This is a genomic window from Streptomyces sp. 4N124, assembly GCF_052245395.1.
Lineage (GTDB): Bacteria > Actinomycetota > Actinomycetes > Streptomycetales > Streptomycetaceae > Streptomyces.
The window spans coordinates 1-25,382 of record NZ_JBQQBS010000017.1; the positions used below are offsets into that span (position 1 = coordinate 1).

18 protein-coding genes are annotated in these 25,382 nt (G+C 70.5%); 5 read left to right on the forward strand and 13 right to left on the reverse strand.

Annotated features, from left to right (window positions below):
• From ACTWQO_RS18925 to ACTWQO_RS18955, 7 genes are all read right to left on the reverse strand, one after another.
• Window positions 1-1,086 (reverse strand): protein kinase domain-containing protein (locus ACTWQO_RS18925; RefSeq protein ID WP_443238524.1); only part of this gene is annotated, 1,086 nt, incomplete at its 3' end.
• A 91-nt stretch (window positions 1,087-1,177) separates the two neighbouring features.
• The gene (locus ACTWQO_RS18930) at window positions 1,178-2,818 is read right to left on the reverse strand and encodes a serine/threonine-protein kinase (protein WP_443238525.1); all 1,641 of its coding nucleotides are present in this window, start codon (window positions 2,816-2,818) and stop codon (window positions 1,178-1,180) included.
• 111 nt (window positions 2,819-2,929) lie between these two features.
• The gene (locus ACTWQO_RS18935; protein WP_443238526.1) at window positions 2,930-4,354 is read right to left on the reverse strand and encodes a serine/threonine-protein kinase; all 1,425 of its coding nucleotides are present in this window, start codon (window positions 4,352-4,354) and stop codon (window positions 2,930-2,932) included.
• 75 nt (window positions 4,355-4,429) lie between these two features.
• On the reverse strand, window positions 4,430-6,055 hold the full coding sequence (locus ACTWQO_RS18940) for a serine/threonine-protein kinase (RefSeq protein ID WP_443238527.1): 1,626 nt from the start codon (window positions 6,053-6,055) through the stop codon (window positions 4,430-4,432).
• A 144-nt stretch (window positions 6,056-6,199) separates the two neighbouring features.
• Window positions 6,200-8,824, reverse strand: a complete 2,625-nt coding sequence (locus ACTWQO_RS18945; RefSeq protein WP_443238528.1) for a protein kinase — start codon at window positions 8,822-8,824, stop codon at window positions 6,200-6,202.
• 154 nt (window positions 8,825-8,978) lie between these two features.
• Window positions 8,979-11,069 (reverse strand): serine/threonine-protein kinase, encoded by a 2,091-nt coding sequence (locus tag ACTWQO_RS18950; RefSeq protein ID WP_443238626.1) that lies wholly within the window; start codon window positions 11,067-11,069, stop codon window positions 8,979-8,981.
• A gap of 115 nt (window positions 11,070-11,184) precedes the next feature.
• A complete protein-coding gene (locus tag ACTWQO_RS18955) occupies window positions 11,185-12,891 on the reverse strand; it encodes a glycerol-3-phosphate dehydrogenase/oxidase (protein WP_443238529.1) in 1,707 nt (568 codons plus the stop codon).
• A gap of 280 nt (window positions 12,892-13,171) precedes the next feature.
• Between ACTWQO_RS18955 and ACTWQO_RS18960 the strand changes: the two genes are divergently transcribed.
• On the forward strand, window positions 13,172-14,380 hold the full coding sequence (locus tag ACTWQO_RS18960) for a nucleotide sugar dehydrogenase (RefSeq protein WP_443238530.1): 1,209 nt from the start codon (window positions 13,172-13,174) through the stop codon (window positions 14,378-14,380).
• Between the two features lie 611 nt (window positions 14,381-14,991).
• Here the strand turns inward: ACTWQO_RS18960 and ACTWQO_RS18965 are convergent.
• The 4 genes from ACTWQO_RS18965 to ACTWQO_RS18980 all read right to left on the reverse strand — a co-directional run bounded on the left by ACTWQO_RS18965 (window position 14,992) and on the right by ACTWQO_RS18980 (window position 19,417).
• Window positions 14,992-16,116, reverse strand: coding sequence for a GuaB3 family IMP dehydrogenase-related protein (locus ACTWQO_RS18965; RefSeq protein ID WP_443238531.1), 1,125 nt, complete (start codon window positions 16,114-16,116; stop codon window positions 14,992-14,994).
• Between the two features lie 117 nt (window positions 16,117-16,233).
• A complete protein-coding gene (gene guaB, locus ACTWQO_RS18970; protein WP_443238532.1) occupies window positions 16,234-17,739 on the reverse strand; it encodes an IMP dehydrogenase in 1,506 nt (501 codons plus the stop codon).
• 154 nt (window positions 17,740-17,893) lie between these two features.
• The gene (locus ACTWQO_RS18975; RefSeq protein ID WP_301983348.1) at window positions 17,894-18,481 is read right to left on the reverse strand and encodes a sigma-70 family RNA polymerase sigma factor; all 588 of its coding nucleotides are present in this window, start codon (window positions 18,479-18,481) and stop codon (window positions 17,894-17,896) included.
• A 324-nt stretch (window positions 18,482-18,805) separates the two neighbouring features.
• Window positions 18,806-19,417, reverse strand: coding sequence for a response regulator transcription factor (locus ACTWQO_RS18980; RefSeq protein ID WP_003948568.1), 612 nt, complete (start codon window positions 19,415-19,417; stop codon window positions 18,806-18,808).
• 380 nt (window positions 19,418-19,797) lie between these two features.
• Here ACTWQO_RS18980 and ACTWQO_RS18985 point away from each other — a divergent pair, with 380 nt between their 5' ends.
• On the forward strand, window positions 19,798-20,127 hold the full coding sequence (locus tag ACTWQO_RS18985; RefSeq protein WP_443238533.1) for a WhiB family transcriptional regulator: 330 nt from the start codon (window positions 19,798-19,800) through the stop codon (window positions 20,125-20,127).
• Window positions 20,128-20,202: 75 nt separating this feature from the next.
• On the opposite strand, the gene ACTWQO_RS18990 is transcribed toward ACTWQO_RS18985, so the two are convergent.
• Window positions 20,203-21,108: a LysR family transcriptional regulator gene (locus ACTWQO_RS18990; RefSeq protein WP_443238534.1), complete on the reverse strand. Its 906-nt coding sequence runs from the start codon at window positions 21,106-21,108 to the stop codon at window positions 20,203-20,205.
• Between the two features lie 81 nt (window positions 21,109-21,189).
• On the opposite strand from ACTWQO_RS18990, the gene ACTWQO_RS18995 reads away from it, so the two are divergent.
• The 3 genes from ACTWQO_RS18995 (at window position 21,190) to ACTWQO_RS19005 (ending at window position 23,632) form a co-directional block, all read left to right on the forward strand.
• Entirely contained in the window at window positions 21,190-21,855 is a 666-nt protein-coding gene (locus ACTWQO_RS18995) for an MOSC domain-containing protein (protein WP_443238535.1), read from the forward strand.
• Between the two features lie 224 nt (window positions 21,856-22,079).
• Window positions 22,080-22,853: an SDR family NAD(P)-dependent oxidoreductase gene (locus ACTWQO_RS19000; protein ID WP_443238536.1), complete on the forward strand. Its 774-nt coding sequence runs from the start codon at window positions 22,080-22,082 to the stop codon at window positions 22,851-22,853.
• A gap of 71 nt (window positions 22,854-22,924) precedes the next feature.
• The gene (locus ACTWQO_RS19005) at window positions 22,925-23,632 is read left to right on the forward strand and encodes an ester cyclase (protein WP_443238537.1); all 708 of its coding nucleotides are present in this window, start codon (window positions 22,925-22,927) and stop codon (window positions 23,630-23,632) included.
• 55 nt (window positions 23,633-23,687) lie between these two features.
• On the opposite strand, the gene groL is transcribed toward ACTWQO_RS19005, so the two are convergent.
• Entirely contained in the window at window positions 23,688-25,310 is a 1,623-nt protein-coding gene (groL, locus tag ACTWQO_RS19010) for a chaperonin GroEL (RefSeq protein WP_443238538.1), read from the reverse strand.
• Window positions 25,311-25,382: the final 72 nt, after the last annotated feature.

Sequence of the window (25,382 nt, forward strand, 5' to 3'; positions counted from 1 at the left end):
GGAGACCGTGTCGGGGGCGGGGTCGGGGTTCTCCGATTTACCCGGATCAGGCTGCGGCTCCTCCTGATCAGGCCCCGACTCCTCCTGATCGGGCTCCGGTATGGCTTCCGATTCAGGGCCGGTCGTGCCGTCGGCTGCTTCCGGGGCCGCGCCTGCCAGCTGTATCGTCCCGAGATCGTCGGAGAACTCCCTCAGCTGGGAGGCGTCCTGGGCCTCTGTCGCGGGTGCCCCGGTCGGACCGGCCGTCGGCCAACGCCCGGCCGCCGCTTCCAGGACCTTGCCGACCTCCTCCGGGTCCGGCCGCTGTTCGGGCTCCTTGACCAGCAGTCGCACGATGAGCGACCCGAGCGGTCCGGCCTGTTTGGGCTCGGGCGGGTCCGTGGAGAGGATCGCGGCGAGGGTGGACTCCAGCGTCGTACGACGGAAGGGAGACCATCCTTCTACGGCGGCGTAGAGCAGGACGCCCAGGGACCACAGGTCGGAGGGGGGACCGGCGCCGCGGCCGGACATGCGCTCGGGGGCGATGAATTCGAGGGAGCCGACGAACTCGCCGCTGAGGGTGAGGGATTCCTCGCCCTGGACATGGGCGATACCGAAGTCGGTGAGGACGACGCGGCCATGCGCGCCGAGCAGGACGTTGGCCGGCTTGACGTCGCGGTGGACGATCCCGACGGCGTGCGCGGCGCGCAGCGCGCCGAGGACGGCGAGGCCGACCCGGGCGGACTCGGCGGGTTCCAGCGGTCCGTGTTGCAGCACCTCGTGCAGGGACTCCCCGCGGATCAACTCCATGACGATCCAGGGGAGTCCGTCGTCCACGACGACGTCATGGATGGAGACGGCCGAGGGATGATCGACGCGGGCGGCGGCGCGGGCCTCGCGATAGAGCCGGTTGGCGGCGCGCTGGTGACCGGCGTCCTCCGGGTCGCCCGGCAACCGGGGCTGCTTGACGGCGACTTCGCGGTCCACGAGTTCGTCGTGTGCCCGCCAGACAGTGCCCATCCCGCCGGAGCCGATGCGCTCGACCAGCCGGTAGCGCCCACCGACCAGCCGGCCCTTGGGGCCTGCCCCGCCCCCGTCGTTGCTCATGCCCCATGACTACCGTGCGGGCAGGCTCTTTGTCGACGCGATGCCTCGTGATCAGGCCGTCCATCGGGAAGGCGGAAAGGCGGGCTGAAGCTCACAGCTTGTCGATGTCGAGGTTGGCGATCGCCGTCCGCGCCACCTCGCGTCCCCGGTCGGTGAAGTCGCCCTTGCCCGGGTAACTGATCGTCACCTTGTACATGTCGCCGCCCGAGGTCTTGTAGTAGAAGAGCTTCAGCTCGCGGGGGCGCGGGTTCTGGGTGTCGGTCGTGGTGTACGTGACCGTGTTCTCAGCCGACTTCTTGCCCTGGTACGTGGTCTCCTTCGGGCTGGTCCGAGCGTCTTCCGGCATGGAGAAGTCGTAACTGCCCTGCTCCTTGAACACCTCGTTGTCGGCGTACATCTCGGCCGCGGCGGAGTTCTTGATCTCGTTGGAGGTGTCCTCGGACTTCCTGGCCAGGTTCACGCCGATCCAGATGCTGCCGCTCCAGTCGGTGTAGGTGACCCAGTTCTTGTCGTTGTCGTCGGCGTCCGGCTTGCCGACCTGGTAGGTCGCCGGCACCTGGAGTGTCACACCGAGCTTCGGGTGCGCCCGCTCCGTCCAGCCGTCCGGCAGGGACCCCGCGAACGGGTCGGCGATCACCAGATACGCCGCCACCGCACCCGCGACAACCGCCGCACCGATCCCGAGCAACGCCTTGCGCCCCAGCCGGACGCCTCCCGTGCCGCCCTCGGCGATCCGCACGACCTGCGTGGTGGCGGCCGGCGCCGGCGGATTGGCCGTCTGTTCCAGCAGCGAACGCACCTGGCCTGCGTTCGGCCGACGCGCCGGGTCCTTCTGGAGCAGACCGTTGATGGCGTCGGCGAGGGGGCCCTGCGCGGTCGCGGGCGGTGCGGGCGTGGCGTTGAGGACGGACTGGAGGGTGGCCGGGGTGTTGCTGCGGCGGAACGGCGAGACGCCCTCCGTGGCCGCGTAGAGGACCACACCCAGGGACCACAAGTCGCTTGCCGGGCCGGGGCGTTGGCCCAGCACCCGCTCCGGCGCGATGTACTCCGGCGAGCCGACGAAGCCGCCGGTGTCGGTGAGGTTGGTCTCGCCCTCGATCTGCGCGATGCCGAAGTCGGTGAGGACGACGCGGTCGTGCCGGCCGAGCAGGACGTTGTCCGGCTTGACGTCCCGGTGCAGGATGCCCGCCGCGTGCGCGGCCTCCAGCGCACCCAGCACTTCGAGGCCGATTCTCGCCGCTTCCCGGGCCCCGAGCGTGCCCTCCTGCAGCGCGTCGCCCAGCGAACGGCCCTGCACCAGCTCCATCACGATCCACGGCCGGCCGTCCACGACCGCGACGTCGTACACCATCACGACCGCCGGATGGTCCAGCCGGGCCGCGGCGCGCGCCTCGCGACGCATCCGCTCGAAGGCGTTGGCACGTTCGCGTTCGGGAAGGTGATCCGGTACGCGAGGCTCCTTGACGGCGACCTCGCGGTCCATCGTCTCGTCCTTGGCCCGCCACACCGTGCCCATACCGCCGTGCCCGAGCTTGGCCAGCAGCCGGTAACGGCCCGCGATCAGGCGCCCGGCGCCCGGGTCCTGCGCGGGCGCGGACTGTGCGGGCGCGACCTGTACGGGCGTCGCATACGGGTTGTTGGGGTGCGGCACCGCCGCGGGCGGCCGCGGCGGTTGCAGATCAAAACTCGTTGGCTCGTCGGACCCGTAAGGGGCTCCCCCGTTGCTGCTCATGGGTTTATCCATATCGCGGCAACCGCTCCCGGTTCCACAGGGAACGCATTCCGGTCACAGAGCCGTGACTCAGCTCGTCACTTATCTCACGCTTACGTCTGTATATCCCGTTTACGGCCGCATGAACGTGTCGAGCGCTACGTCGAAATACGCGCGCCCCTGCCGCGCCTCCCCCACCGGCGCCGACACCTGAAGCTGGTAGAACCGGCCGCCCTCCTGCCACCACAGCTCGTACGCGCGCTTCGCCAGGCCTTCCGCATTCCACGCGAACTCCCGGCGGGCGGCGGGGTGTCCGTGGTGCGTGGTGGCGATGACCCGGCCGTCGCGGTACCCCGCATGGGTGTCCGGTCCCTTCGCATGCGCTCGCCGCATCGCGTCCAGGGGGCCGCCGGGCTCGGTTTCGCTGATCCGGACGCTCAGGCGGAAGGTTTCTCCACTCGACACGTACAGCCCCTGAGCGCGACGCGTGAACCCCTCCGGCACGGCCAGCGAGAACCCCGCCGGGTCCTCGACCACCCGGTAACCAGCGGGTGCGGACACGGACACTTCCGGACCCGGCGTATCACCCCCGCCACTCAGGAGCAGCGCCGCCGCCGACGCCCCCGCCCCCGCCGTCGCGGCGACCAGCAGCGCGCCGACCAGCACACGCCGCCGCCGGTACGGCACCGCCCGCGGCGGCAGCCGCCCCATGTCGAGGAAGTCCCGCAGCATCCGCTCGGCTTGCTCGGCGTCCAGCCGCTGGTCCGGATCGCGGTCCAGCAGCCCTCGTACGACGGGCAGGATCGGCTCGGCCTGGACGGGCGGACGGATGTCGTCGTCGATCACCGCGTGCACGATGCCGCCCAACGAGTCGCGCCGGAACGGCGATTCACCGCTCAGGGCCGCGCACAGCAGCGCGCCCAGCGACCACAGGTCGGACTCGGGGCCGGTGCGGGCGCCGGTCATGCGCTCGGGCGCGGTGTACTCGGGCGAGCCGACGAAGGTGCCGCTCTCGGTGAGCGTGGGGGCGCCCGTCAGCCGGGCGATACCGAAGTCGGTGAGGACGACGCGGCCGGTGGCGGGCTCCAGCAGGACGTTCGCGGGCTTGAGGTCACGGTGCAGAACACCGGCCGCGTGCGCGGTGCGCAGGGCGCTGAGCAGGGCGATACCGATCCGGGCGGCCTCGGGGGCATCGAGCGGGCCCTGTGTGGAGATGCGCTCGGCGAGGGAGCCGCCGTCGATCAACTCCATGACGATGAACGGGCGTTCGTCGTGCTCGACGACATCATGGACGACGATGATGTGCGGGTGGCTGAGCTGGGCGACCGCGCGGGCTTCGCGCAGGGTGCGGTCGCGCTGCTGCCGGACCTCGTCGGCGGAGAGGGTCTCGTCGAGGAGCAGTTCCTTCACCGCCACCTGCCGGCGGAGGAGCCGGTCGGTGGCCCGCCACACCAGACCCATGCCGCCACGGCCCAGCCGCGCATCGAGCCGGTAACGACCCGCGATCAGACGGGGGTTGCCCCATCGGCCGTCCCCCTGCTCCCTCTGGGTCCCCATGCGCCCCATCATGCCGCACCGGATGGGTCCCCTCCGGAGCGCCGATCGGCCAAGTCATGGGCGGTGGCCGAAAGTTCAGGGGGTGTCGGCCGGCTCCCGCCAGCTCTGCAGCATCCGCTTGAACTGCTTGTCGGCCGTCGCCCAGTCCTTTGCCGGCGACGACATGTAGATCACGTACTCGGTGCCGTCCCGGGCGATGTACATCTCTTCAATGGCACGGCGCGGCCCAGCGACGTACGGAGGATCCTTCTTCAGCGCGGTCCAGGTGTACTCCCACAGCGAACCCTTGTGGTCGCGGTAGGTGTTCTCCTCCATGGTCACGCGGTTGTAGTCGACCAACCCGTTGAGCTTGAGCTGTTCTTCCAGGTCAAGCTGATGCTGGTACGGGTCGGCGAAGTCCGGTGAGGTGTCGATGGCGATCCGGACGAAGTGCTTGCCGCCGTCGGGCGTGTAGTCGATCTGCGTGAGGTCGCCCTCGTCGCTGTAGGGCTTCCGCTCCCAGCCCTTGGGGAGGGAGAGACCGAAGCCCAGCGGGTCGTTCACGGTCACCCAACCTTCGGACACGGAGCCGCTCCCAGCTGGTTTCGTGGGGCCTGCCGACGTGCCGTCCGTCTGCCGCCCCTCGTCCCACTTCTGGAACGCCACGGCGCCACCGCCACCGACCAGCGCGGCGACCACGACGACCAGCGCGAGCGTGCGCAGACGGCGGCGCTTCGGCCGGGCGGGGGCCACCGGCCCGATGCCGGTCGGTGGCGCGAACGTCGTCGGCCCGGTGACGGGCGGATACGGCGTCCCGGTGTCCGGCCTCTGCGGCACATGCGCGGCGCCGGTCTCATGGTGTACGGCCCCATGTTGGGTCGGCACATATACCTGCGCCCCGCTGGAGCGCCGTCCCTCCGCCGCCTCCGCGAGCATCAGCTCGGCGGCCTCCGCGTCGGGTCGTACGGCCGGATCCTTGTGCAGCAGGGCGGTGATGACGTCGCCGAGCGGGCCGGCGTGCTGCGGCGGCGCGGGCTCCTCCTCGACGACCGCCTGCATGGTGGTCAGCGGCGAGGTGCGGCGGAACGGCGACCTCCCCTCCACCGCCGTGTACAGCGTGGCGCCCAGCGCCCACAGGTCGGAGGACGGCCCGGGATCATGGCCGCGGATGCGCTCGGGGGCCAGGTAGTCGACCGAGCCGACGACCTCTCCGGTCCGGGTGATCGTGTTGTCGCCCTCGATCTGCGCGATGCCGAAGTCGGTGAGGAGGACGCGCCCGTCCTGCGAGAGGAGGACGTTGCCGGGCTTCACATCGCGGTGCAGGACACCGGCGGAGTGCGCGGCACGCAGCGCGCGCAGCACCCACAGTCCGATGCGGGCGGTCTCCTCCGGCGCGACCCGGCCCTGCTCCTTCACCGCGTCGGCGAGCGAGTGGCCCTCGATCAGCTCCATCACGATCCACGGCCGGCCGTCGTGCTCCAGCACGTCGTGCACCGTGACGACGGCGGAGTGGTTGATCCGCGCGGCCGCGCGCGCCTCCGCCCGGGTACGGGCGAGGAGTCTCTCCTGGTCCGCCTCGGAGACATAGAGCGCGGCGGTCAGTTCCTTGATCGCGACCGCCCGGTGCAGCACCTCGTCATGCGCGCGCCACACACGGCCCATGCCGCCGCTGCCGATCGAGTCGGCAAGCCGGTAGCGGCCCGCGATGAGCAGGCCCTGCATCTGATTCACGTTGCCCCGCAATGGTCTTGACAGGGTCAGACTAAGGACCGGCCCGTCCGCAGGGAACCGCGGGGGTGGCACGGAGACAGCACTGTGACGGTTGTCGCTTCGGCGGCCGACAGGCAACCAAACACCGAAGCGCTGTCAGCCCGTGAACCGATATGTCGCCGCCGCCTGTTCGTACAGCCGCGTCACTTCGTCCCGCTCGGCTTCCGGGCCACGCAGTTGCAGCACGTGATAGCGCCCGTCGATCAGGATCGCGAGGTTGCGCACGAACAGCTCGCGGTCATCGGTGCCGGTCCAGGTGAACTGCCCCTCGGCCATGGTCCGTCCGCCCACCTGAATCGTCTTCAGGCCGGTGGAGGTGGCCCAGCTGGAGTCGCGGTACGGCTGCAACTCGGGCTCTTTCTCCCGCTGATACGCCATCGGGTCGGTGCCGTACTCGTCCGCGGTGTCCCGTCCCGGTACGACGATGAGGTCGAAGTCGCCGTTGGAGTAGACGACCTGGCCACGCCCGTTCTTCCCGGTCCGGTCCCAGCCGTTGGCTACGGCGACGGCGAAACCCTCCTGGTCCGTGCGCAGCGCGAAGCCGTCGGGAAGGTCGGGAGCGGTGGTCTGCGTCTCGTCGGAACCGGACGACGCCGAGGGGCTCTCCACGCCCGGCGAGGTCTGGTCGGGCCGCGGCTCACTGCTCGCCTCGGGCGACTGCGCGGGTTCCTGGCTCACTTCACCGGCGGCCCCGGTCCGGTCCGTGTCGTCGGTGCCGGTGCTGTCGGTCTTCGGCATGAACAGCATCGCGTACGCGATCGCCGCGGCCATCGCCAGCAACACCAGCAGCAGCAACGTACGGCCGAGACTCCGCGGCGAACGACTCTGCTCCCGCGCCCGCTTGTGCCGCCCGTGTGTCGCGGGCAGCCCGGCCCGCCGCCTGCGCACCAGCTCGCCCTTGCGCCGTACGATCGGCAGCCGGCTCGCGTCGACGGGCGGCGCGGCGACGACATGCGCCCCGGCTTCCGGCTCGGGCGCCGACCGCACCAGCGAACGCAGCCAGCCCCGCAACTCCTCGAACTCGAGCCGCTCGGTGGGGTCCTGACGCAGCAGCGACTCGACGACCGGCCGCAGCGGACCGCACTCCTCCGCGAAGGCGGGCGGCTCCGCGCACACCAGCTGCACCAGCTCGGCCGTCGACTCCTCCGGATACGGCGCATGCCCCTGCACGGCCCGGAACAGCAACGCCCCCAGCGCCCACAGATCGGTGGCCGGCCCGATCGGCGCCGCCAGCTGCCAGTTCTCGTGCACCGGCCCCGCCTGCTCCGGCGCCCAGCGCTCCGTCACCGGCCCCACCACAGCCATCCGCGCCTGCCGCGCCCGCTCGGCGGCCAGCGCGGTCGTCGGCCCCCGCCGCACCGGCGCACCGGCGACGAGGTCGTCCCAGCGGCTGGGGGGCGGGGTCTGGGAGGCGTCGGGGAGGGGAGCGGTTCCGGGGGCGGGGACACTGGCCATGGGTGCGGGGCCGGCTTGCCCATTGGCCCCGGTCTGCACACCACGAGGCGCAGCCCCGTGCCAGGAGGCTCCGCCCACTCCGTATGGGTCGGCGATGCCGTGGTCGGAGGAGTACGACATCGGGTCGACGCCGGTTTCGGACGCGGGCAGGAGGTGGGGGGCGTCGCTTCCGGGGGCGTACGGCGGCTGCTGGGCGCCGCCGGCATACGGTCGCTGTGCCGAGCCGTCGGTCTGTGCGTGCGGGGTGCCCTCGGGCGAGGGGCGGGCCCCGGGAAGGGCGGCCCGGCTGCTCTGCTCTGCCTCCTGGACGCGGGCCGCGGCCCGGGCGCCCGCGCGATACGCGGCGATCGCTCCGGCGCGCGCGGCCCGGATGTCATCGCCGGCGTCGGGAGCCCTGCGGGCGATCGCGCTCGACGCGCCCGTCCCGTTCGCCGCTTCGGCCCCGACGGCGGGCAATCCCCCGGCCGCCCGAGCCTCGATCGCGGCCCTCCGCGCGGCCTCGGGATCGACTTCGACGGCACCGGAAGGACCCTGGCCACCCGCACCGCCGAAACCCGGAGCGCCACCCCCTCCCGTGCCCGCGCTCCCGCCCGCGTCGCCGTCCCCGTCCTCAGCCGGTACCGGGTCGTACCCGCACAGCGCCTCCTCCGCGGCGCCGACCGCGAGGCCGGTCAGCATGACGCGGCCGTCGTCGCAGACGAGGACCGTGCGGGCGGTGATGTTGCGGTGGACCCAGCCGTGGGCGTGGAGGACGCGCAGGGCCATCAGGACGTCGGAGGCGACCTCGGCCGCCCGGTACGGCGTCAGTGGTTTCTCGGCGAGGAGGGCCGCCAACGGCCGTGCGGCCACCAGCTCGCTGACGATCCACAGCGAACCGCCCTCGGCGAACACGTCGAAGACCTGGTCGAGCCGGGGGTGGTCGGGAATTCCGGCCGCGGCCTGCGCGGCCTCCACGGCACGCCGCACGGCCGGATCGGTGGGCCGCCGCGTGGCCGTCCGCACCGGGGGGCGTCGCGCACCACGCTCCCTCGTCCCACGGTCCCGGGCCGCGAAACCGTCCGGCAACCGTGCCGTGAACCCGTCCGGCAGCCCCTCCGCGTCGAGCACCTCGGCCTCGACGATCTCCGGCAACGGCACCTGCCTGACCAGGACTTCCTGCCCGCTGTAGGTGTCGAAGGCCCGGGTCTCGGTGAGTTCGTACTCGTCGGACGGCGGCAGCGGCAGGCGGTAGCGGTCGGCGAGTACCCGACCCGCATAGTCGTCCACGTTGCCTCCCCCGGCCGCCCGGTTGGTCAAATCCGTTCGCCTTGCGGCCCGTTATGGATGCGTACGGTCCGCAACCACTCACGATACGTGCCGGAGGCAACCCGCACTGAGGTGATGCCCAGATCTCATGCCCCGTTACGCCGGGCCCGTCACGTCACGACTTGGGTTCGAAACTCTTCGTCAGCGTCTGCCAGGTGTCCCTGCGTAGCTCGCTGCCCCAGTTCGCGGCTTTCGCGGTGTACATCAGCGCATAGCCCTGGTCGTCGTCGACGACGAACCCCCGGTCGATGGCCCGGTACTTCGTCCCGCTCTCCACATAGGTGAACTCCCAGTCGGCCGCGTTCCAGCCGCGGTAGCCCACCGCCTCTATTCGGATCCTCTTGTACTGGGAGCGCGTCATGTACCGCTCCTGGCTCTTCCAGTCCGCCACCGGGTCGCCCTTGGGCGTGGACGTCCAGGCGACCAGCAGCTTCTGCCCGTCGGGCCCGGTGAACCGGTCGCCCGAAGCCCCCGTGGTCTGGAACTTCCACCCCTTGGGCAGCCCGATCGCGTAGGTGCCGCCCTGGTGCGTCGACGCCACCCCGGCCACCCCGCCGACCTCGGCACCACTGCCACCGGACGCACTGGCACTCGCACTCGGCTTACTTCCGGACCCCGAACCGGACGTCGCACCTGCCGCCGACCCCGTCCCGGCGGACTCCGTCGCCGTATCGTCCGTACGCGTGCCCCCGCCCTCGTCCTCCTTGGTCGAGGCGCTCGCACTCGCCGAGGCCGGGGCCTTGCCGCCGCCGCTCGCCGAGTCCTTCGAACCGTCTTCGTCTCCACCGAACATGAACGCCAGCACCGTGCCGAGCACCGCGAGCACCACGACCACCGCGATGATCACCAGCGTCCGCTTCGGCACCACATCGGTGAGCGGCGCCCGGGGCACGGGCCGCGGCGGCAGGTCCGGCGGCGGCATGACGGGCCAGCCCGAACTCCGCCCGCCCGAAGCCTCGTTCGTCCCCTGTGAGCCACGATCCCCGGACGACGATCCGGATGGTCCGGACACTCCGGATGATCCGGATGCCTCACCCGAGGTCGACGCAGACGCCGACTCCGACGCCGCACCCGACTTCCCGGACACGGTCTCGGCCACACCCTCGGATCCCGAAACCGCCGTATCGCCCCCGGACTTGGCGCGAGCGGTGGCCGCGGCCGACGCCGTAGCCGCCCCGGCCGACGCGGCGGCCTTCCGCATGGAACGCAGCGCACCCCGCAGCCGCTCACCCGCCTCCGCGCCCGCGGAACTCGCCTTGTCCGCCTTGTCCTTCGGCTCGTCCGGCTGTCCCGGCAGCGGTACGACCTTCGTCGCGTCCGCCGGCGGCTCCGGCTCGGCCTCCTTCGGCTCGGGCGCGTGGATCACCGCGTTGAGCATGGCGCGCGCACCGGCGTCGTCCAGCCGCTGGGCCGGGTCCTTGGTGAGCAGGCCGTAGATGACGTCCTTGAGCGGTCCCGCGTTCTTCGGCTCCTCCAGCGGCTCGGTCATCACCGCGGTGAGGGTCGCGATCGCGGACCCCTTGTCGTACGGCGGGGCGCCCTCGACCGACGCGTACAGCAGCCCGCCGAGCGACCACAGGTCGGCCGCCGGTCCCGGCTTGTGCCCGCGGGCCCGCTCCGGGGAGATGTAGGAGGGCGCGCCGACGAGCATGCCGGTCGATGTGATGGACGGGTCGCCCTCGACCTGCGCGATACCGAAGTCGGTGAGCACGACGCGGTCGGTGTCGGACTCCAGCAGGACGTTCGACGGCTTCACATCGCGGTGCAGGATGCCCTCGCGGTGAGCCGAGCGCAGCACGTCGAGGACCGCGAGGCCCACTTCGGCCGCGCGCCGGGGCTCCAGCAGGCCGTCCTCCCGGATGACCTCGGCGAGCGACTTGCCCTCGACGAGTTCCATCACGATCCACGGCCGGTCGTCCTCTTCGACCACGTCGAAGACCGTCACCGCGCTGTTGTTGCGGATCCGCGCGATCGCCTTGGCCTCACGCAAGGTGCGCGTGATGAGCCGTCGTTTCTCGTCGTCGTCGATGTTGGACGGAAACCTGAGCTCCTTGACGGCGACCGTCCGGCCCAGGGTTTCGTCCTCGGCACGCCAGACCGTGCCCATGCCGCCGCGGCCGAGCACATCTCCCAGCCGGTACCGCCCGGCGAGGAGACGTGCGCTCTTGTCCTGACGGGATGTCCCCGCCCGCTCCGCCTCCGACATGCGTCCCCTCATGCAACCCGCCCTGACAGAGCCTCCATTGTCTCTTACTCGGCAAGTGCCCGACGCCCAGGGTGCCCCTGGCGCCGGACACAAGGGACTGCGGGAGCCGCGGGCACTACAACGGCACGATGTCCGGCGCCCCCAGCCTCGCCGCATCGGCCGTCAGGTCGTCGGGCTGGCGCTGCGACTCCCGCTCCGCCTGCACCCGCTTCTCGTAGTGCTCGATCTCCCGCTCGATGTGGTCCTTGTCCCAGCCGAGGACGGGCGCCATCAGCTCGGCGGCCTCGCGGGCACTGCGCGTCCCGCGGTCGAAGGTCTCGATGGAGATACGGGTACGCCGGGTCAGTACGTCGTCCAGGTGCCGTGCGCCCTCGTGCGAGGCGGCGTACACGACCTCGGCGCGCAGATAGTCGTCGGCGGCCTGCAGGGGCTCGCCCAGCGACGCATCGGTGCCGATGAGATCGAGGACTTCTTCCGCCATCACCCCGTACCGGTTCAACAGGTGCTCGACGCGCACCACATGGAGCCCCGAGCGGGCGGCGATCCGTGCGCGCGCGTTCCACAGCGCCCGGTAGCCCTCGGCGCCGACCAGCGGGACGTCCTCGGTGACGCACTCGGCGACCCGCATGTCGAGGCCGTGCACCGCCTCGTCCACCGCGTCCTTGGCCATCACGCGGTACGTCGTGTACTTGCCGCCCGCGACGACCACCAGCCCCGGCACCGGGTGCGCGACGGTGTGCTCGCGGGACAGCTTGCTCGTGGCGTCCGACTCGCCGGCCAGCAGCGGGCGCAGCCCCGCGTACACACCCTCGACGTCGTCGCGCGTGAGCGGCACCGCGAGCACGGAGTTCACATGCTCCAGCAGATAGTCGATGTCGGCGCTGGAGGCGGCCGGGTGGGCCTTGTCGAGGTCCCAGTCGGTGTCGGTGGTGCCGATGATCCAGTGGCGGCCCCACGGGATGACGAACAGTACGGACTTCTCGGTGCGCAGGATCAGACCGGTCGACGAGTGGATGCGGTCCTTGGGCACGACCAGGTGGATGCCCTTGGACGCGCGGACGTGGAACTGCCCCCGCTCCCCCACCAGCGCCTGTGTGTCGTCGGTCCACACGCCCGTGGCGTTGACGATCTGCTTGGCGCGGATCTCGTACTCCCCGCCCGCCTCCACGTCCTGCACCCGGGCCCCGACGACTCGTTCGCCCTCGCGCAGGAAGCCGGTCACGCGCGCGCGGTTGGCGGTCTTTGCCCCGTACGCCGCGGCGGTGCGCACCAGGGTCGCCACGAAGCGGGCGTCGTCCATCTGCGCGTCGTAGTACTGCAACGCGCCGACCAGTGCCTCCGCCTTCAGGGCGGGCGCGACGCGCAGGGCGTGACGGCGGCTCAGGTGGCGGTGCACGGGCAGTCCCCGGCCGTGGCCGCGGGCCATCGACATGGCGTCGTAGAGCGCGACGCCCGAGCCGGCGTACAGGCGCTCCCAGCCCTTGTGTTGCAGCGGATACAGGAACGGCACCGGCTTCACGAGATGCGGGGCCAGCCGCTCCAGCAGCAGCCCGCGCTCCTTCAGCGCCTCCCGGACGAGCGCGAAGTCGAGCATCTCCAGATAGCGCAGGCCGCCATGGATCAGCTTGCTGGACCTGCTCGATGTGCCCGACGCCCAGTCACGCGCCTCGACCAGCCCCGTGGACAGGCCGCGTGTCACCGCGTCCAGGGCCGTGCCGGCGCCGACGACGCCGCCGCCCACCACCAGCAGGTCCAGCTCGTGCTCGGCCATTGCTGCCAGGGACTCGGCACGCTGCGCCGGCCCCAGTGTCGCTGTCCTCACCACTGCCTCCCGCTGTCGGTCGCCGGCCCCACCCGTCGGGTGAACCCCGTCCGTCTCCCCCATGCCCAAATTCTGACCGTCTTGCCCGACTTCAGCCACCGCCCGCCCGCCGACCTGTGGACAACTTTCACCGACCTGCCAGAAGACACAAAAAGACACAGGAAAATCAATGCCGTATATCGGTCATATTTACTCCTAGTCTCACATTGCGCTCGCTCACGCTGTCCACACGACTTGCGCACCTGTCCCGCTTCGGCTACTGGGAAGGACGGCCCACGCCATGCCCGCAGATCTCGCCGTCATCGGTCTCGGCCCGTACGGCCTGCCCCTGGCCCAGGCCGCCGTCGCCGCCGGCGTCGCCACGATCGGGTACAAGACGGGGCCCGAGCCCGGCTCCCTCAGCCCCGCCGAACTGCGCCGGATGCTCTCGGGGGGCTTCCGGCCGACCACCAACCCGGCGGAGCTGGGCCGGGTGCGCACCGCCGTCATCTGCGCCCCGACCCCCCGGGGCGCGGACGGCGGCCTCGACCTCGGCCAGGTGGAGGCCGCCGCGCGCACCCTGGCCGAGCGGCTGCGTCCGCACACCACGGTGATCCTCGAATCCCCCGTACACCCAGGCACCACCGAGGAGTTCCTCCGCCCGCTCTTGGAAGAGGGCTCAGGACTGCGCGCGGGCCGCGACTTCCACCTCGCCTACTCCCCCAGCCGCGTCGACCCCGGCAACCGCGACTTCACCCCGGCCAACACCCCCAAGGTGATCGGCGGCCTCACCCCCGCCTGCACCGAGTCGGCCGCCGCCTTCTACGGCCGCCTCACCGACAAGGTGGTACGCGCGCGTGGCCCCCGCGAAGCCGAAACCGTGCAGCTCCTGGAGACCAACTTCCGGCACGTCAACATCGCCCTCGTCAATGAAATGGCCGTCCTCTGCCACGACTTGGGCGTCGACCTCTGGGACGTCATCCGCTGCGCGGAGACCAAGCCCTTCGGCTTCCAGACCTTCCGCCCCGGCCCCGGCGTCGGCGGCCACTCCGTCCCCCAGGACCTGACCGGCCGCGCGGGCCGCACCCTCCGCATGGTCGAACTCGCCCAGCAGGTCAACAACCAGATGCCCCGCTACGTCATCCAGCGCGCCGCCAAGCTCCTCAACGAGCACGGCATGTCGGCCCGCGGCGCCCGCGTCCTCCTCCTCGGCGTCACCTACAAGCCCGACCTCGCCGACCAACAGTCCACCCCCGCCCAGGAGATCGCCATCCGCCTGATGGAACTCGGCGCCTCCATCAGCTACCACGACCCGTACATCCCGTCCTGGAACATCCTCGACCGCCCGGTCCCGCGCGCGGACTCCCTGTACGAGGCCGCGGCAGAGGCCGACCTGACGATCCTGCTCCAGCAGCATCGGACGTATGACCTGCAGGGGCTGTCGGTTAAGGCTCAGTTGCTGCTGGATACGCGGGGGGCTACGCCTACGGGGGCGGCGCATCGGTTGTGAAGGGGGGCGCGTGGGGTGCGTGAGCCTCCGGGTTGGTGGCGTGGGGCATTCTGCGCCGGTACCGTGGAAGCCGCTGAACGGAGTGTCCGCCCCTACCTCTCTTAGGGGCAGCCGCCACCGCAAGGGTGGAGCCCACCGCAGAGGGCACTGCGATGGGCTCCTGAAAGTGATCGGGTGTCCGCCCCTAGTTCTCGTGGGGGCGGCCGCTCACTTTCCGAAATACCACAAGACACACCTCCTCCGGAACTTCACCAGCCGAAGCCGGATGTGGTCCCAACGGGTGGGCTTGCGGTGACGACCCATGGGTGCGCCCCCTTCCATGACGCCGCCCATTTGCCCGGTGGACGGTCCATTGGCTCGGGGCCGGGCCCCCGGGTCAACGGGTCCGGACCTGCTCCTTGGAAGGGGGCGCCCAGAGAACCGGGTCGCCGATCAAGGACACTACCGACTCCCCACGCCCATTCGGCCCACATTCGCCCCAAACGCAACCACGCGCCCCCTCCCGCACAACGCGCCCCCATCCAGGCGCAGTTGGGCACGCAAAAGGGCCGGTCACCCCTCCCGGAGTGACCGGCCCTTCCCTGACGTAGACCCAGACGCAGACCTACGGGCTACCGCTTGTGCTGCGAGTCAGCCACCGTGACCTCAACCCGCTGGAACTCCTTCAGCTCGCTGTACCCGGTCGTGGCCATCGCCCGCCGCAGCGCACCGAAGAAGTTCATGGAACCGTCGGGAGTGTGCGACGGACCCGTCAGCACCTCCTCGACCGTGCCCACCGTCCCCAGGTCGACCTTCTTCCCGCGCGGCAGTTCCTCGTTGACCGCCTCCATGCCCCAGTGGTGCCCCTTGCCGGGCGCATCCGTGGCACGCGCGAGCGGCGAGCCCATCATCACCGCGTCCGCACCACACGCGATCGCCTTCGGCAGGTCGCCGGACCAGCCGACACCACCGTCCGCGATGACGTGCACATACCGCCCACCGGACTCGTCCATGTAGTCACGACGCGCCGCCGCCACATCCGCGACAGCCGTCGCCATGGGCACCTGGATGCCCAGCACATTGCGCGTGGTGTGCGCCGCGCCACCGCCGAAACCGACGAGGACGCCCGCCGCACCCGTACGCATCAGGTGCAGGGCCGCGGTGTACGTGGCGCAGCCGCCGACGATCACCGGGACGTCGAGTTCGTAGATGAACTGCTTCAGGTTGAGCGGCTCGTGCGAACCGGAGACGTGCTCCGCGGAGACGGTCGTACCGCGGATGACGAAGATGTCCACACCCGCGTCCACGACGGCCTTGGAGAACTGGGCCGTGCGCTGCGGGGAGAGGGCGGCGGCGGTGACCACGCCGGAGTCGCGCACCTCCTTGAGGCGGCGGCCGATCAGCTCCTCCTTGATCGGCGCGGCGTAGATCTCCTGGAGGCGTCGGGTGGCCGCCTCGACGGGCAGGCCGACGATCTCGTCGAGCAGCGGTTGCGGGTCGTCGTACCGCGTCCACAGGCCTTCGAGGTTCAGTACGCCGAGGCCGCCGAGCTCGCCGATGCGGATCGCGGTGGCCGGGGAGACGACCGAGTCCATGGGGGCGGCCAGGAAGGGCAGCTCGAAACGGTAGGCGTCGATCTGCCAGGTGATCGAGACCTCCTTCGGGTCGCGCGTACGACGGCTGGGGACGACGGCGATGTCGTCGAAGGCGTACGCCCTGCGGCCGCGCTTGCCGCGCCCGATCTCGATCTCAGTCACGTGTGTGGCCTTTCCCTGATGCGTTTCAGCGTCTTCCAGTATCGCCGACGGGTACGACAAGGGCGGCCCCGGATGCTCCGGGACCGCCCTCGGACACGCTTCACGCGCGCGTGCGCGTCACTTGCTGCGGCTGTAGTTCGGCGCCTCGACCGTCATCTGGATGTCGTGCGGGTGGCTCTCCTTGAGGCCCGCGGAGGTGATCCGCACGAAGCGGCCCTTGGCCTCCATCTCCTCGATGGTGGCGGCGCCCACATAGCCCATGGTCTGGCGCAGGCCGCCGACGAGCTGGTGCAGGACGCTGGACAGAGGGCCGCGGAAGGGCACCTGACCCTCGATGCCCTCAGGCACCAGCTTGTCGTCGGCCGAGACCTCGGCCTGGAAGTAGCGGTCCTTCGAGTACGACTTGCCCTGGCCCCGGGACTGCATGGCACCGAGCGAGCCCATACCGCGGTACGACTTGAACTGCTTGCCGTTGATGAACTGCAGCTCACCGGGCGACTCCTCGCACCCCGCGAGCAGGCTGCCCAGCATCACGGTGTCGGCGCCGGCGGCGAGCGCCTTGCCGATGTCGCCGGAGTACTGCAGGCCGCCGTCGCCGATCAGCGGGATACCCCCCGGGCGGGCGGCGAGGGAGGCCTCGTAGATGGCGGTGACCTGCGGGACGCCGATGCCGGCGACCACGCGCGTGGTGCAGATCGAACCGGGGCCCACGCCCACCTTGATGCCGTCGACGCCGGCGTCGATCAGCGCCTGTGCGCCGTCACGGGTGGCGACATTGCCGCCGATCACATCGACGGACACGCTCGACTTGATCTTCGACATCCAGCTGAGGGCGTTGCTGTTGTGGCCGTGCGAGGTGTCGACGACCAGGAAGTCCACCCCGGCCTCGGCGAGCGCCTGGGCGCGCTCCAGGGCCTCGGGGCTGGCGCCCACGGCGGCACCGACGAGCAGCCGGCCCTCGCCGTCCTTGGCCGCGTTCGGGTACTTCTCGGCCTTGACGAAGTCCTTGACCGTGATGAGGCCCTTGAGCACACCCGCGTCGTCGACCAGCGGAAGCTTCTCGATCTTGTGTCGGCGCAGCAGCTCCATGGCGTCCACGCCGGAGATGCCGACCTTGCCGGTGACCAGCGGCATCGGCGTCATGACCTCGCGCACCTGACGGCCGCGGTCGGTCTCGAAGGCCATGTCGCGGTTGGTGACGATGCCGAGCAGCTTGCCGGCCGGGTCGGTGACGGGCACACCGCTGATGCGGAACTTGGCGCACAGGGCGTCCGCCTCGGCGAGCGTCGCCTCCGGGTGCACCGTGATGGGGTCGGTGACCATGCCGGACTCGGACCGCTTGACCAGGTCGACCTGGTTGACCTGGTCCTCGACGGAGAGGTTGCGGTGCAGCACGCCGACGCCGCCCAGCCGGGCCATCGCGATCGCCATGCGGGACTCGGTCACCTTGTCCATCGCCGCCGAGAGCAGCGGGATGTTGACCCGGACGTTGCGGGAGATGCGGGACGAGGTGTCGACCGCGCCCGGCAGCACCTCGGATGCGCCCGGCAGCAGCAGCACGTCGTCGTAGGTCAGCCCGAGTGTCGCGAATTTACCGGGCACTCCGTCGACGTTCGCAGTCATGACACCTTCCCCAAATGGCCTTGATCGGTGCGGATGTCCATGCTAACGGGAAGCATGGCTCTCAAATTCCACGGTTCTGGGTGACCACCGGCTTCGTATGTTCGTACGGAAGTCGCGAGCGGCCTGTTCAAGGAAGGCGCTTACGGCAAAGGGGTTACTGCTCTGCCAGTGCCCTGAGTCGGCTCAGCGCCCGGTGCTGCGCCACTCGGACCGCACCGGGTGACATTCCCAACATCTGACCCGTCTCCTCCGCCGTCAAGCCTACGGCGATGCGCAGCAGCAGCAGCTCGCGCTGGTTCTCCGGGAGGTTGGCCAGCAGTTTCTTGGCCCATTCGGCGTCGCTGCTCAGCAGCGCGCGCTCTTCGGGGCCCAGTGAGTCGTCGGGCCGCTCCGGCATCTCGTCCGACGGGACCGCCGTCGACCCCGGGTGCCGCATCGCCGCCCGCTGCAGGTCCGCGACCTTGTGCGCGGCGATGGCGAAGACGAAGGCCTCGAAGGGGCGGCCGGTGTCCTTGTAGCGCGGGAGGGCGAGGAGGACGGCGACGCAGACCTCCTGGGCCAGGTCCTCCACAAAGTGCCGCGCGTCGCCCGGAAGCCGGGACAGACGGGTGCGGCAGTAGCGCAGTGCCAGGGGGTGAACATGGGCGAGCAGGTCATGCGTCGCCTGCTCGTCCCCGTCGACGGCGCGATGAACGAGCGCTCCGATCGCCCCTTGGGCACGGGATGCCTCGTCATCGCGCATCGGTCCATGGTGCCCTGCGGCCGTCCGGTCCGTGGCACCGCGTCCGTTGTTGTGCACCGAAGCGTTATGAGCAGGTGCGCCGGAACTCATCCCCTGCGCCCTCCCCTTCCGCTCGACCGACTCGTCCCCGAGAGACTCCACACCTCCAAGGATGCGGCATCCGCCGGCGAAACAAGCAGCGGCCACCGACAGGACCACTTGACAGGCCTCGCAGCCGCGCCCCCGAAGGGGCGCGGGGCTGCATCCATATGCGACTACCGTCGCGCGGGCGCGACCAGCCACGAACTGCCCGCACCAAAGCAACAGGCTGTACGACCGAGTTCCTTAACGAACCAGACCCCATCGGAAGCCGAGCGCCACCGCATGCGCCCGGTCCGACGCACCGAGCTTCTTGAACAACCGCCGAGCATGCGTCTTGACCGTGTCCTCGGAGAGAAAAAGCTCGCGCCCGATCTCCGCGTTGGAACGACCATGGCTCATACCCTCGAGCACCTGGATCTCACGCGCCGTGAGCGTCGGCGCCGCACCCATCTCGGCCGAGCGCAGGCGGCGGGGAGCCAGCCGCCAGGTCGGGTCGGCGAGCGCCTGCGTGACCGTCGCGCGCAGTTCGGCGCGGGAGGCGTCCTTGTGGAGATACCCACGGGCGCCGGCGGCGACCGCGAGGGCCACGCCGTCCAGGTCCTCGGCGACGGTGAGCATGATGATGCGCGCACCGGGGTCGGCGGACAGCAGCCGCCGGACCGTCTCGACGCCGCCCAGACCGGGCATGCGTACGTCCATCAGAATCAGGTCCGAGCGATCGGCGCCCCAGCGGCGGAGGACTTCCTCGCCGTTGGCCGCGGTCGTCACGCGCTCGACGCCGGGCACGGTCGCGACCGCGCGGCGGAGCGCCTCTCGGGCAAGCGGGGAGTCGTCGCAGACGAGGACGGATGTCATGGCCGTCCTCCGCAGCTGATGCACGTCACCTTGAGCCTCCAGGCTGGTACGAAATCGTCACCTGTGCGGTCGACCGCCTCGGACGCCTGCCCGAGCGCTTGTTGGTTCAACCGCCTCCGCACTCTCAACGACGGTCACTCGAAAGAGTTACGGGGCCGTGCGCCGTCTTCGGCACTCTACGTGAGGGGGCGGACACGGTGCAGACAGGCGCAGTAGACCCTCAACGTTTCATCACAACCATGCCCCATTTAGCCCTATTTCTTCCCATCAAGCAGATTCTGAGGCTAGATTCGCAATGAGTCATATTTTCATCTCCTTAGATCGTAGATGTACGGTCGTGGACACCGTATCCGCCCAGAACGGCTACAAGGGGTCACGTAATGGCAGATTTCTCCCGCCTTCCCGGACCGAACGCGGACCTGTGGGACTGGCAGCTGCTGGCTGCCTGTCGCGGGGTGGACAGCTCGCTCTTCTTTCATCCGGAGGGCGAGCGCGGTGCGGCGCGGAGTGCTCGTGAGAACTCGGCCAAGGAGGTCTGCATGAGGTGCCCGGTCCGCGCGCAGTGCGCGGCGCACGCGCTGGCGGTGCGCGAGCCGTACGGCGTCTGGGGCGGCCTGACCGAGGACGAGCGCGAAGAGCTCATGGGGCGGGCGCGCAATCGGCTGGTGTCGGCATCGCCGGCCGGCGAACATGCCTCGTCGAGCAACTGACCACACCCGAAGGAACGTTTCTGCACAACTTCTGCACAGGCACAGACCGCACATGGGGCACGCGCTCGCGTGCCCCTACCTTGTGGACCTTGTGGCCGCCCGCGCCAGCTGCTCCAGCGTCGCGGCCACGGCAGGCACCTGCGCCAGGTCGGGCAGCGTGAGCGCGACGATCTCCCGCCGGACCGCCGGTTCCAGCGTCACCGTGCGCGCACCCCGTGGCCGTACGGACTCGATGGCCAGCTGGGGCAGGACGGCGACGCCCAGGCCCGCGGCCACCAGGCCGACGACCGCCGGGTAGTCGTCGGTCGCGAAGTCGATGCGGGGAGTGAAGCCCGCGCCTTCGCAGACCTCGACCAACTGGCCGCGGCAGCGCGGGCAGCCCGCGATCCAGGGCTCGGCGGCGAGTTCGCCGATGGCGACGGAGTCCGCCCGCCCGAGCCGGTGGCGTTCCGGGACCAGCGCGACGAGCCGGTCGCGCAGCAGCGGTCGTACGACGAGGTCGTCCCACTCCTCGGCGCCCGCCGCTCCCTCGTAGCGGAAGGCGAGGGCCACGTCGCAGTCGCCCTCGCGCAGCATCTCGACGGAGCGCGGCGGTTCGGCCTCCTCCAGGGAGACGCGGGTGCCGGGGTGGGCGGCACGCAGGGCGGCGAGGGCGGTGGGGACGAGGGTGGAGCTGCCGCTGGGGAAGGAGACCAGGCGGACGCGGCCCGCGCGCAGGCCCGCGATCGCGGCGACCTCCTCCTCGGCGGCGGTGAGCCCGGCGAGGATGCCGGAGGCGTGCCGGACGAGGGCCTCGCCGGCCTGGGTCAGCCGCATCTCGCGGCCGGTGCGGATCAGCAGAGGGGTGCCGACCGATGCCTCCAGGGCCTTCATCTGCTGGCTGACGGCGGGCTGGGTGCAGCCCAGTTCACGGCCCGCCGCGGAGAAGGAACCGGTGGTGGCCACGGCGCGCAGAACACGGAGATGACGGGCCTCGATCACCCTTTGAGCATAAGCGCTCCTTGGGTGCGACGCCGAATACCCCGTCGACACTTTGGGTGCTGGTCGCCTAGCGTGCCGTCCATGAAGCTTCTGTCTGTCAATCTGGGCCGTCCGAAGTCCGTGCCGTACACGGACCAGCCGGACGGGGTGACCGGCATCGACAAGCGGCCGGTGGACGGGCCGGTGCGGGTGGCGGCGCCCGGGCCCAAGGGGGTCGGGGCGAGCGGGGTGGCCGGGGACGCGGTGTGCCACACACGGCATCACGGCGGCGACGACCAGGCCGTGTACGCGGTCGCGCGCGAGGATCTCGACGACTGGGAACGGGAGTTGGGACGACCGCTGGCGAACGGCGTGTTCGGTGAGAACCTCACGACAACCGGTCTGGATGTCTCCGGGGCGCGGATCGGCGAGCGCTGGCGCATCGGGTCCGTGGTGCTGGAGGTCACCAGCGGCCGGATTCCGTGCAGCACCTTCCAGGCCCATGTGGGTGAAGAGCGGTGGGTGAAGCGCTTCACGGCGAAGGGGGCGCCCGGCGCGTATCTGCGGGTGATCGAGCCCGGCGAGATCCGCGCGGGCGATCCGGTCGAGATCGTGCACCGGCCCGATCACGAGGTGACCGTCGCGCTGCAGTTCCGTGCGGTGACCACCGAGCGTTCCCTGCTGCCCCGACTGCTCGCGGCCGGCGAGGCACTGCACCCGGAGGCGCTGGCGAAGGCACGGGAGTACATGGAGAAGCAGGGGGCCTGACGCGCGACGGCGTCCCGTCGAGTGGTGCGGGGCCGGCACACCGGGATCCGCGGGCCGGGGACGGCACCCGCGCCGGACCGCTCGGCGTCTGATCCCCTCCCGCACCACGTCGCGCCCATCGGCCTGACGCACTCTCACCACCTCGTCCTTCGCCTGGGCTTCACCTACCGGGAGGGCCTGTGCAGGGAGCGGACGCGGGCCCTCCGGGTGTTTAACCTTGCGCCATGACAACGGCTCTCATCACCGGATCCACCGCGGGCATCGGCGCCGCGTTTGCGCGGCGGCTGGCGGCCGACGGGCACAACCTCGTCCTGGTCGCGCGGGACACCAAGCGGCTCGCGGAGCAGGCGACCGAACTGCACGACCGGCACGGCATCGAGGCGGAGGTGCTGTCGGCCGACCTCGCCGAGGACACCGGCATCGACGCGGTGGCCGCCCGCCTCGCAGACCGCAAGAACCCCGTCGACCTGCTGATCAACAACGCGGGCTTCGGCAACAAGGGCCGCTATCTCGACGTATCCATGGCCGACGAGCTGAAGATGCTCAAGGTGCACTGCGAGGCGGTGCTGCGGCTGACGTCCGCCGCGGTGGAGGCGATGCGGGAGCGCGGGCGGGGCGGGGTCATCAACGTCGCCTCGGTCGCCGCCTTCGTGCCGCGCGGTACATACGGCGCGTCCAAGGCGTGGGTCGTGCAGTTCACGCAGGGCGCGGCGCGCGATCTGGCGGGCAGCGGCGTACGGCTGATGGCGCTGGCCCCCGGTTTCGTCCGTACGGAGTTCCACGAGCGGGCCGGAATGGGCACGGACAACATCCCCGGCTGGATGTGGCTGGACCCCGACAAGCTGGTCGCGGCGGCCCTTGCCGACCTGGCGCGCGGCAAGACGCTGTCGATTCCCGATCCCCGGTACAAGGTGCTGATGGGCATGGCCAAGGTGGTGCCGCGCGGGATGCTCGGCGGGATCACCTCGAAGACGGGGCGCAAGTACGGGCCGCAGTAGGCCGACAGACGGAGCGGTCAGGAGGAGAATGGAGCTGTTCGACCGGACCCTCGGGGGACGGAGGCGACGCCATGACGTTCGTACAGCTCATCGACTGCAAGACGAGCCGGTTCGACGAGATGAACCGGCTGATGGACACCTGGGTCGAGCAGACCAAGGGGAAGCGGACCGCGACGCACAGTGTGATCGGCAAGGACCGGTCCGACGCGTCGCACTTCATCGAGATCGTGGAGTTCCCGTCGTACGAGGAGGCGATGCGGAACTCGAACCTCCCGGAGACCGACAAGATCTTCCGGGAGATGGTCGCCCTCTGCGACGAGATGCCGACGTTCACGGATCTGGACGTGGTGCGCGACGAGCAGTTGTACGCGGCCACCGCGCGGCGGTTCTTCGACATGCTGGCCGGGAAGGGCGATGCGCCCACGTTCAACGACGTGCTCATCGAGGACTATCACGACCACGATCCCAGCAACCCGCAGGACGTCATCGGGCTCGACGCCTTCCGGCGCGAGGTCGAGGTGTGGCGGGGCGGCTTCGACTTCTCGTTCACGATCGAGGACCAGCTGGCCCAGGGTGACCGGGTGTGCACCCGGTGGACCTGGAACGGCCTGCACAAGGGCGATTTCCTCGGGATCGCGTCCACCGGGAAGCGGGTCACCATGACCGGGACGACCATCCACCGGTGCACTGCGGACGGGAAGATCGCCGAGGGCTGGTGGCAGTACGACCGGCTCGGGCTGATGGAGCAGTTGGGCGCGCTGGACGCGCTGGAGAAGTAGGGCAACGCGAAGGCCCGGCACCCCTTGGGGTGCCGGGCCTCGGTGCTGACGTGCGTCAGTGGGAGTGGCCGTGGCCGCCCGCGGCGGCCGGCTCTTCCTCTTCCTTCTTCTCGACGACCAGGGTCTCGGTCGTGAGGAGCAGGGAGGCGATGGAGGCGGCGTTCTCCAGGGCGGAGCGGGTGACCTTCACCGGGTCGATGACGCCGGCCTTGACCAGGTCGCCGTACTCGCCGGTGGCGGCGTTGAAGCCCTGGCCCTTGTCGAGCTCGGCGACCTTGGAGGTGATGACGTAACCCTCCAGGCCGGCGTTCTCGGCGATCCAGCGCAGCGGCTCGACGACCGCGCGGCGGACGACGGCGACACCGGTGGCCTCGTCGCCGGTCTTGTCGAGGTTGCCCTCGAGGACCTTGGCGGCGTGGACGAGCGCGGAGCCACCACCGGAGACGATGCCCTCCTCGACCGCGGCGCGGGTCGCGGAGATGGCGTCCTCCAGACGGTGCTTCTTCTCCTTCAGCTCCACCTCGGTGGCGGCGCCGACCTTGATCACGCACACGCCGCCGGCCAGCTTCGCGAGGCGCTCCTGGAGCTTCTCGCGGTCCCAGTCGGAGTCCGTGGACTCGATCTCGGCCTTGATCTGCGCGATGCGGCCCTCGACGCCGCCCTTCTCACCGGCACCGTCGACGATCGTGGTGTCGTCCTTGGTGACGGTGACGCGGCGGGCGGAGCCGAGCACGTCCAGACCGGCCTGGTCGAGCTTGAGGCCGACCTCCTCGGAGATGACGGTGGCGCCGGTGAGGACGGCCATGTCCTCCAGCATCGCCTTGCGGCGGTCGCCGAAGCCGGGGGCCTTGACGGCCACCGCGTTGAAGGTGCCGCGGATCTTGTTCACGACGAGGGTGGAGAGGGCCTCGCCCTCCACGTCCTCGGCGATGATCAGCAGCGGCTTGGAGGAGTTGGACTGGATGACCTTCTCCAGCAGCGGCAGCAGGTCCTGGATGGACGAGATCTTGCCCTGGTTGATCAGGATGTACGGGTCGTCGAGGACGGCCTCCATACGCTCCTGGTCGGAGACCATGTACGGGGACAGGTAGCCCTTGTCGAAGGCCATGCCCTCGGTGAAGTCCAGCTCCAGACCGAAGGTGTTGGACTCCTCGACGGTGATGACACCGTCCTTGCCGACCTTGTCCATCGCCTCGGCGATCAGCTCGCCGACCTGCTGGTCCTGGGCGGACAGCGCGGCGACGGCGGCGATGTCGGACTTCTCGTCGATCGGGCGCGCGGTCGCGAGGAGCTCCGCGGAGACCGCGGCGACGGCGGCGTCGATGCCCTTCTTCAGGGCGGCCGGGGAAGCGCCGGCGGCGACGTTCTTCAGGCCCTCGCGGACCAGCGCCTGGGCCAGCACGGTGGCGGTGGTGGTGCCGTCACCAGCGATGTCGTTGGTCTTGGTCGCCACCTCCTTCACCAGCTGCGCGCCGAGGTTCTCGTACGGGTCCTCGATCTCTACCTCGCGGGCGATCGTGACACCGTCGTTGGTGATGGTGGGTGCGCCGAACTTCTTGTCGATGACGACATTGCGGCCCTTGGGGCCGATCGTCACCTTGACCGTGTCGGCAAGCTTGTTGACGCCGCGCTCGAGGGCGCGACGGGCGTCCTCGTCGAACTTCAGGATCTTCGCCATGGGAGCGGTTCAGCCCTCTCGGAAAACGTGGGTGAAACGAACTGCGCCCCTGACGCCCGGCTTCATAAGGTC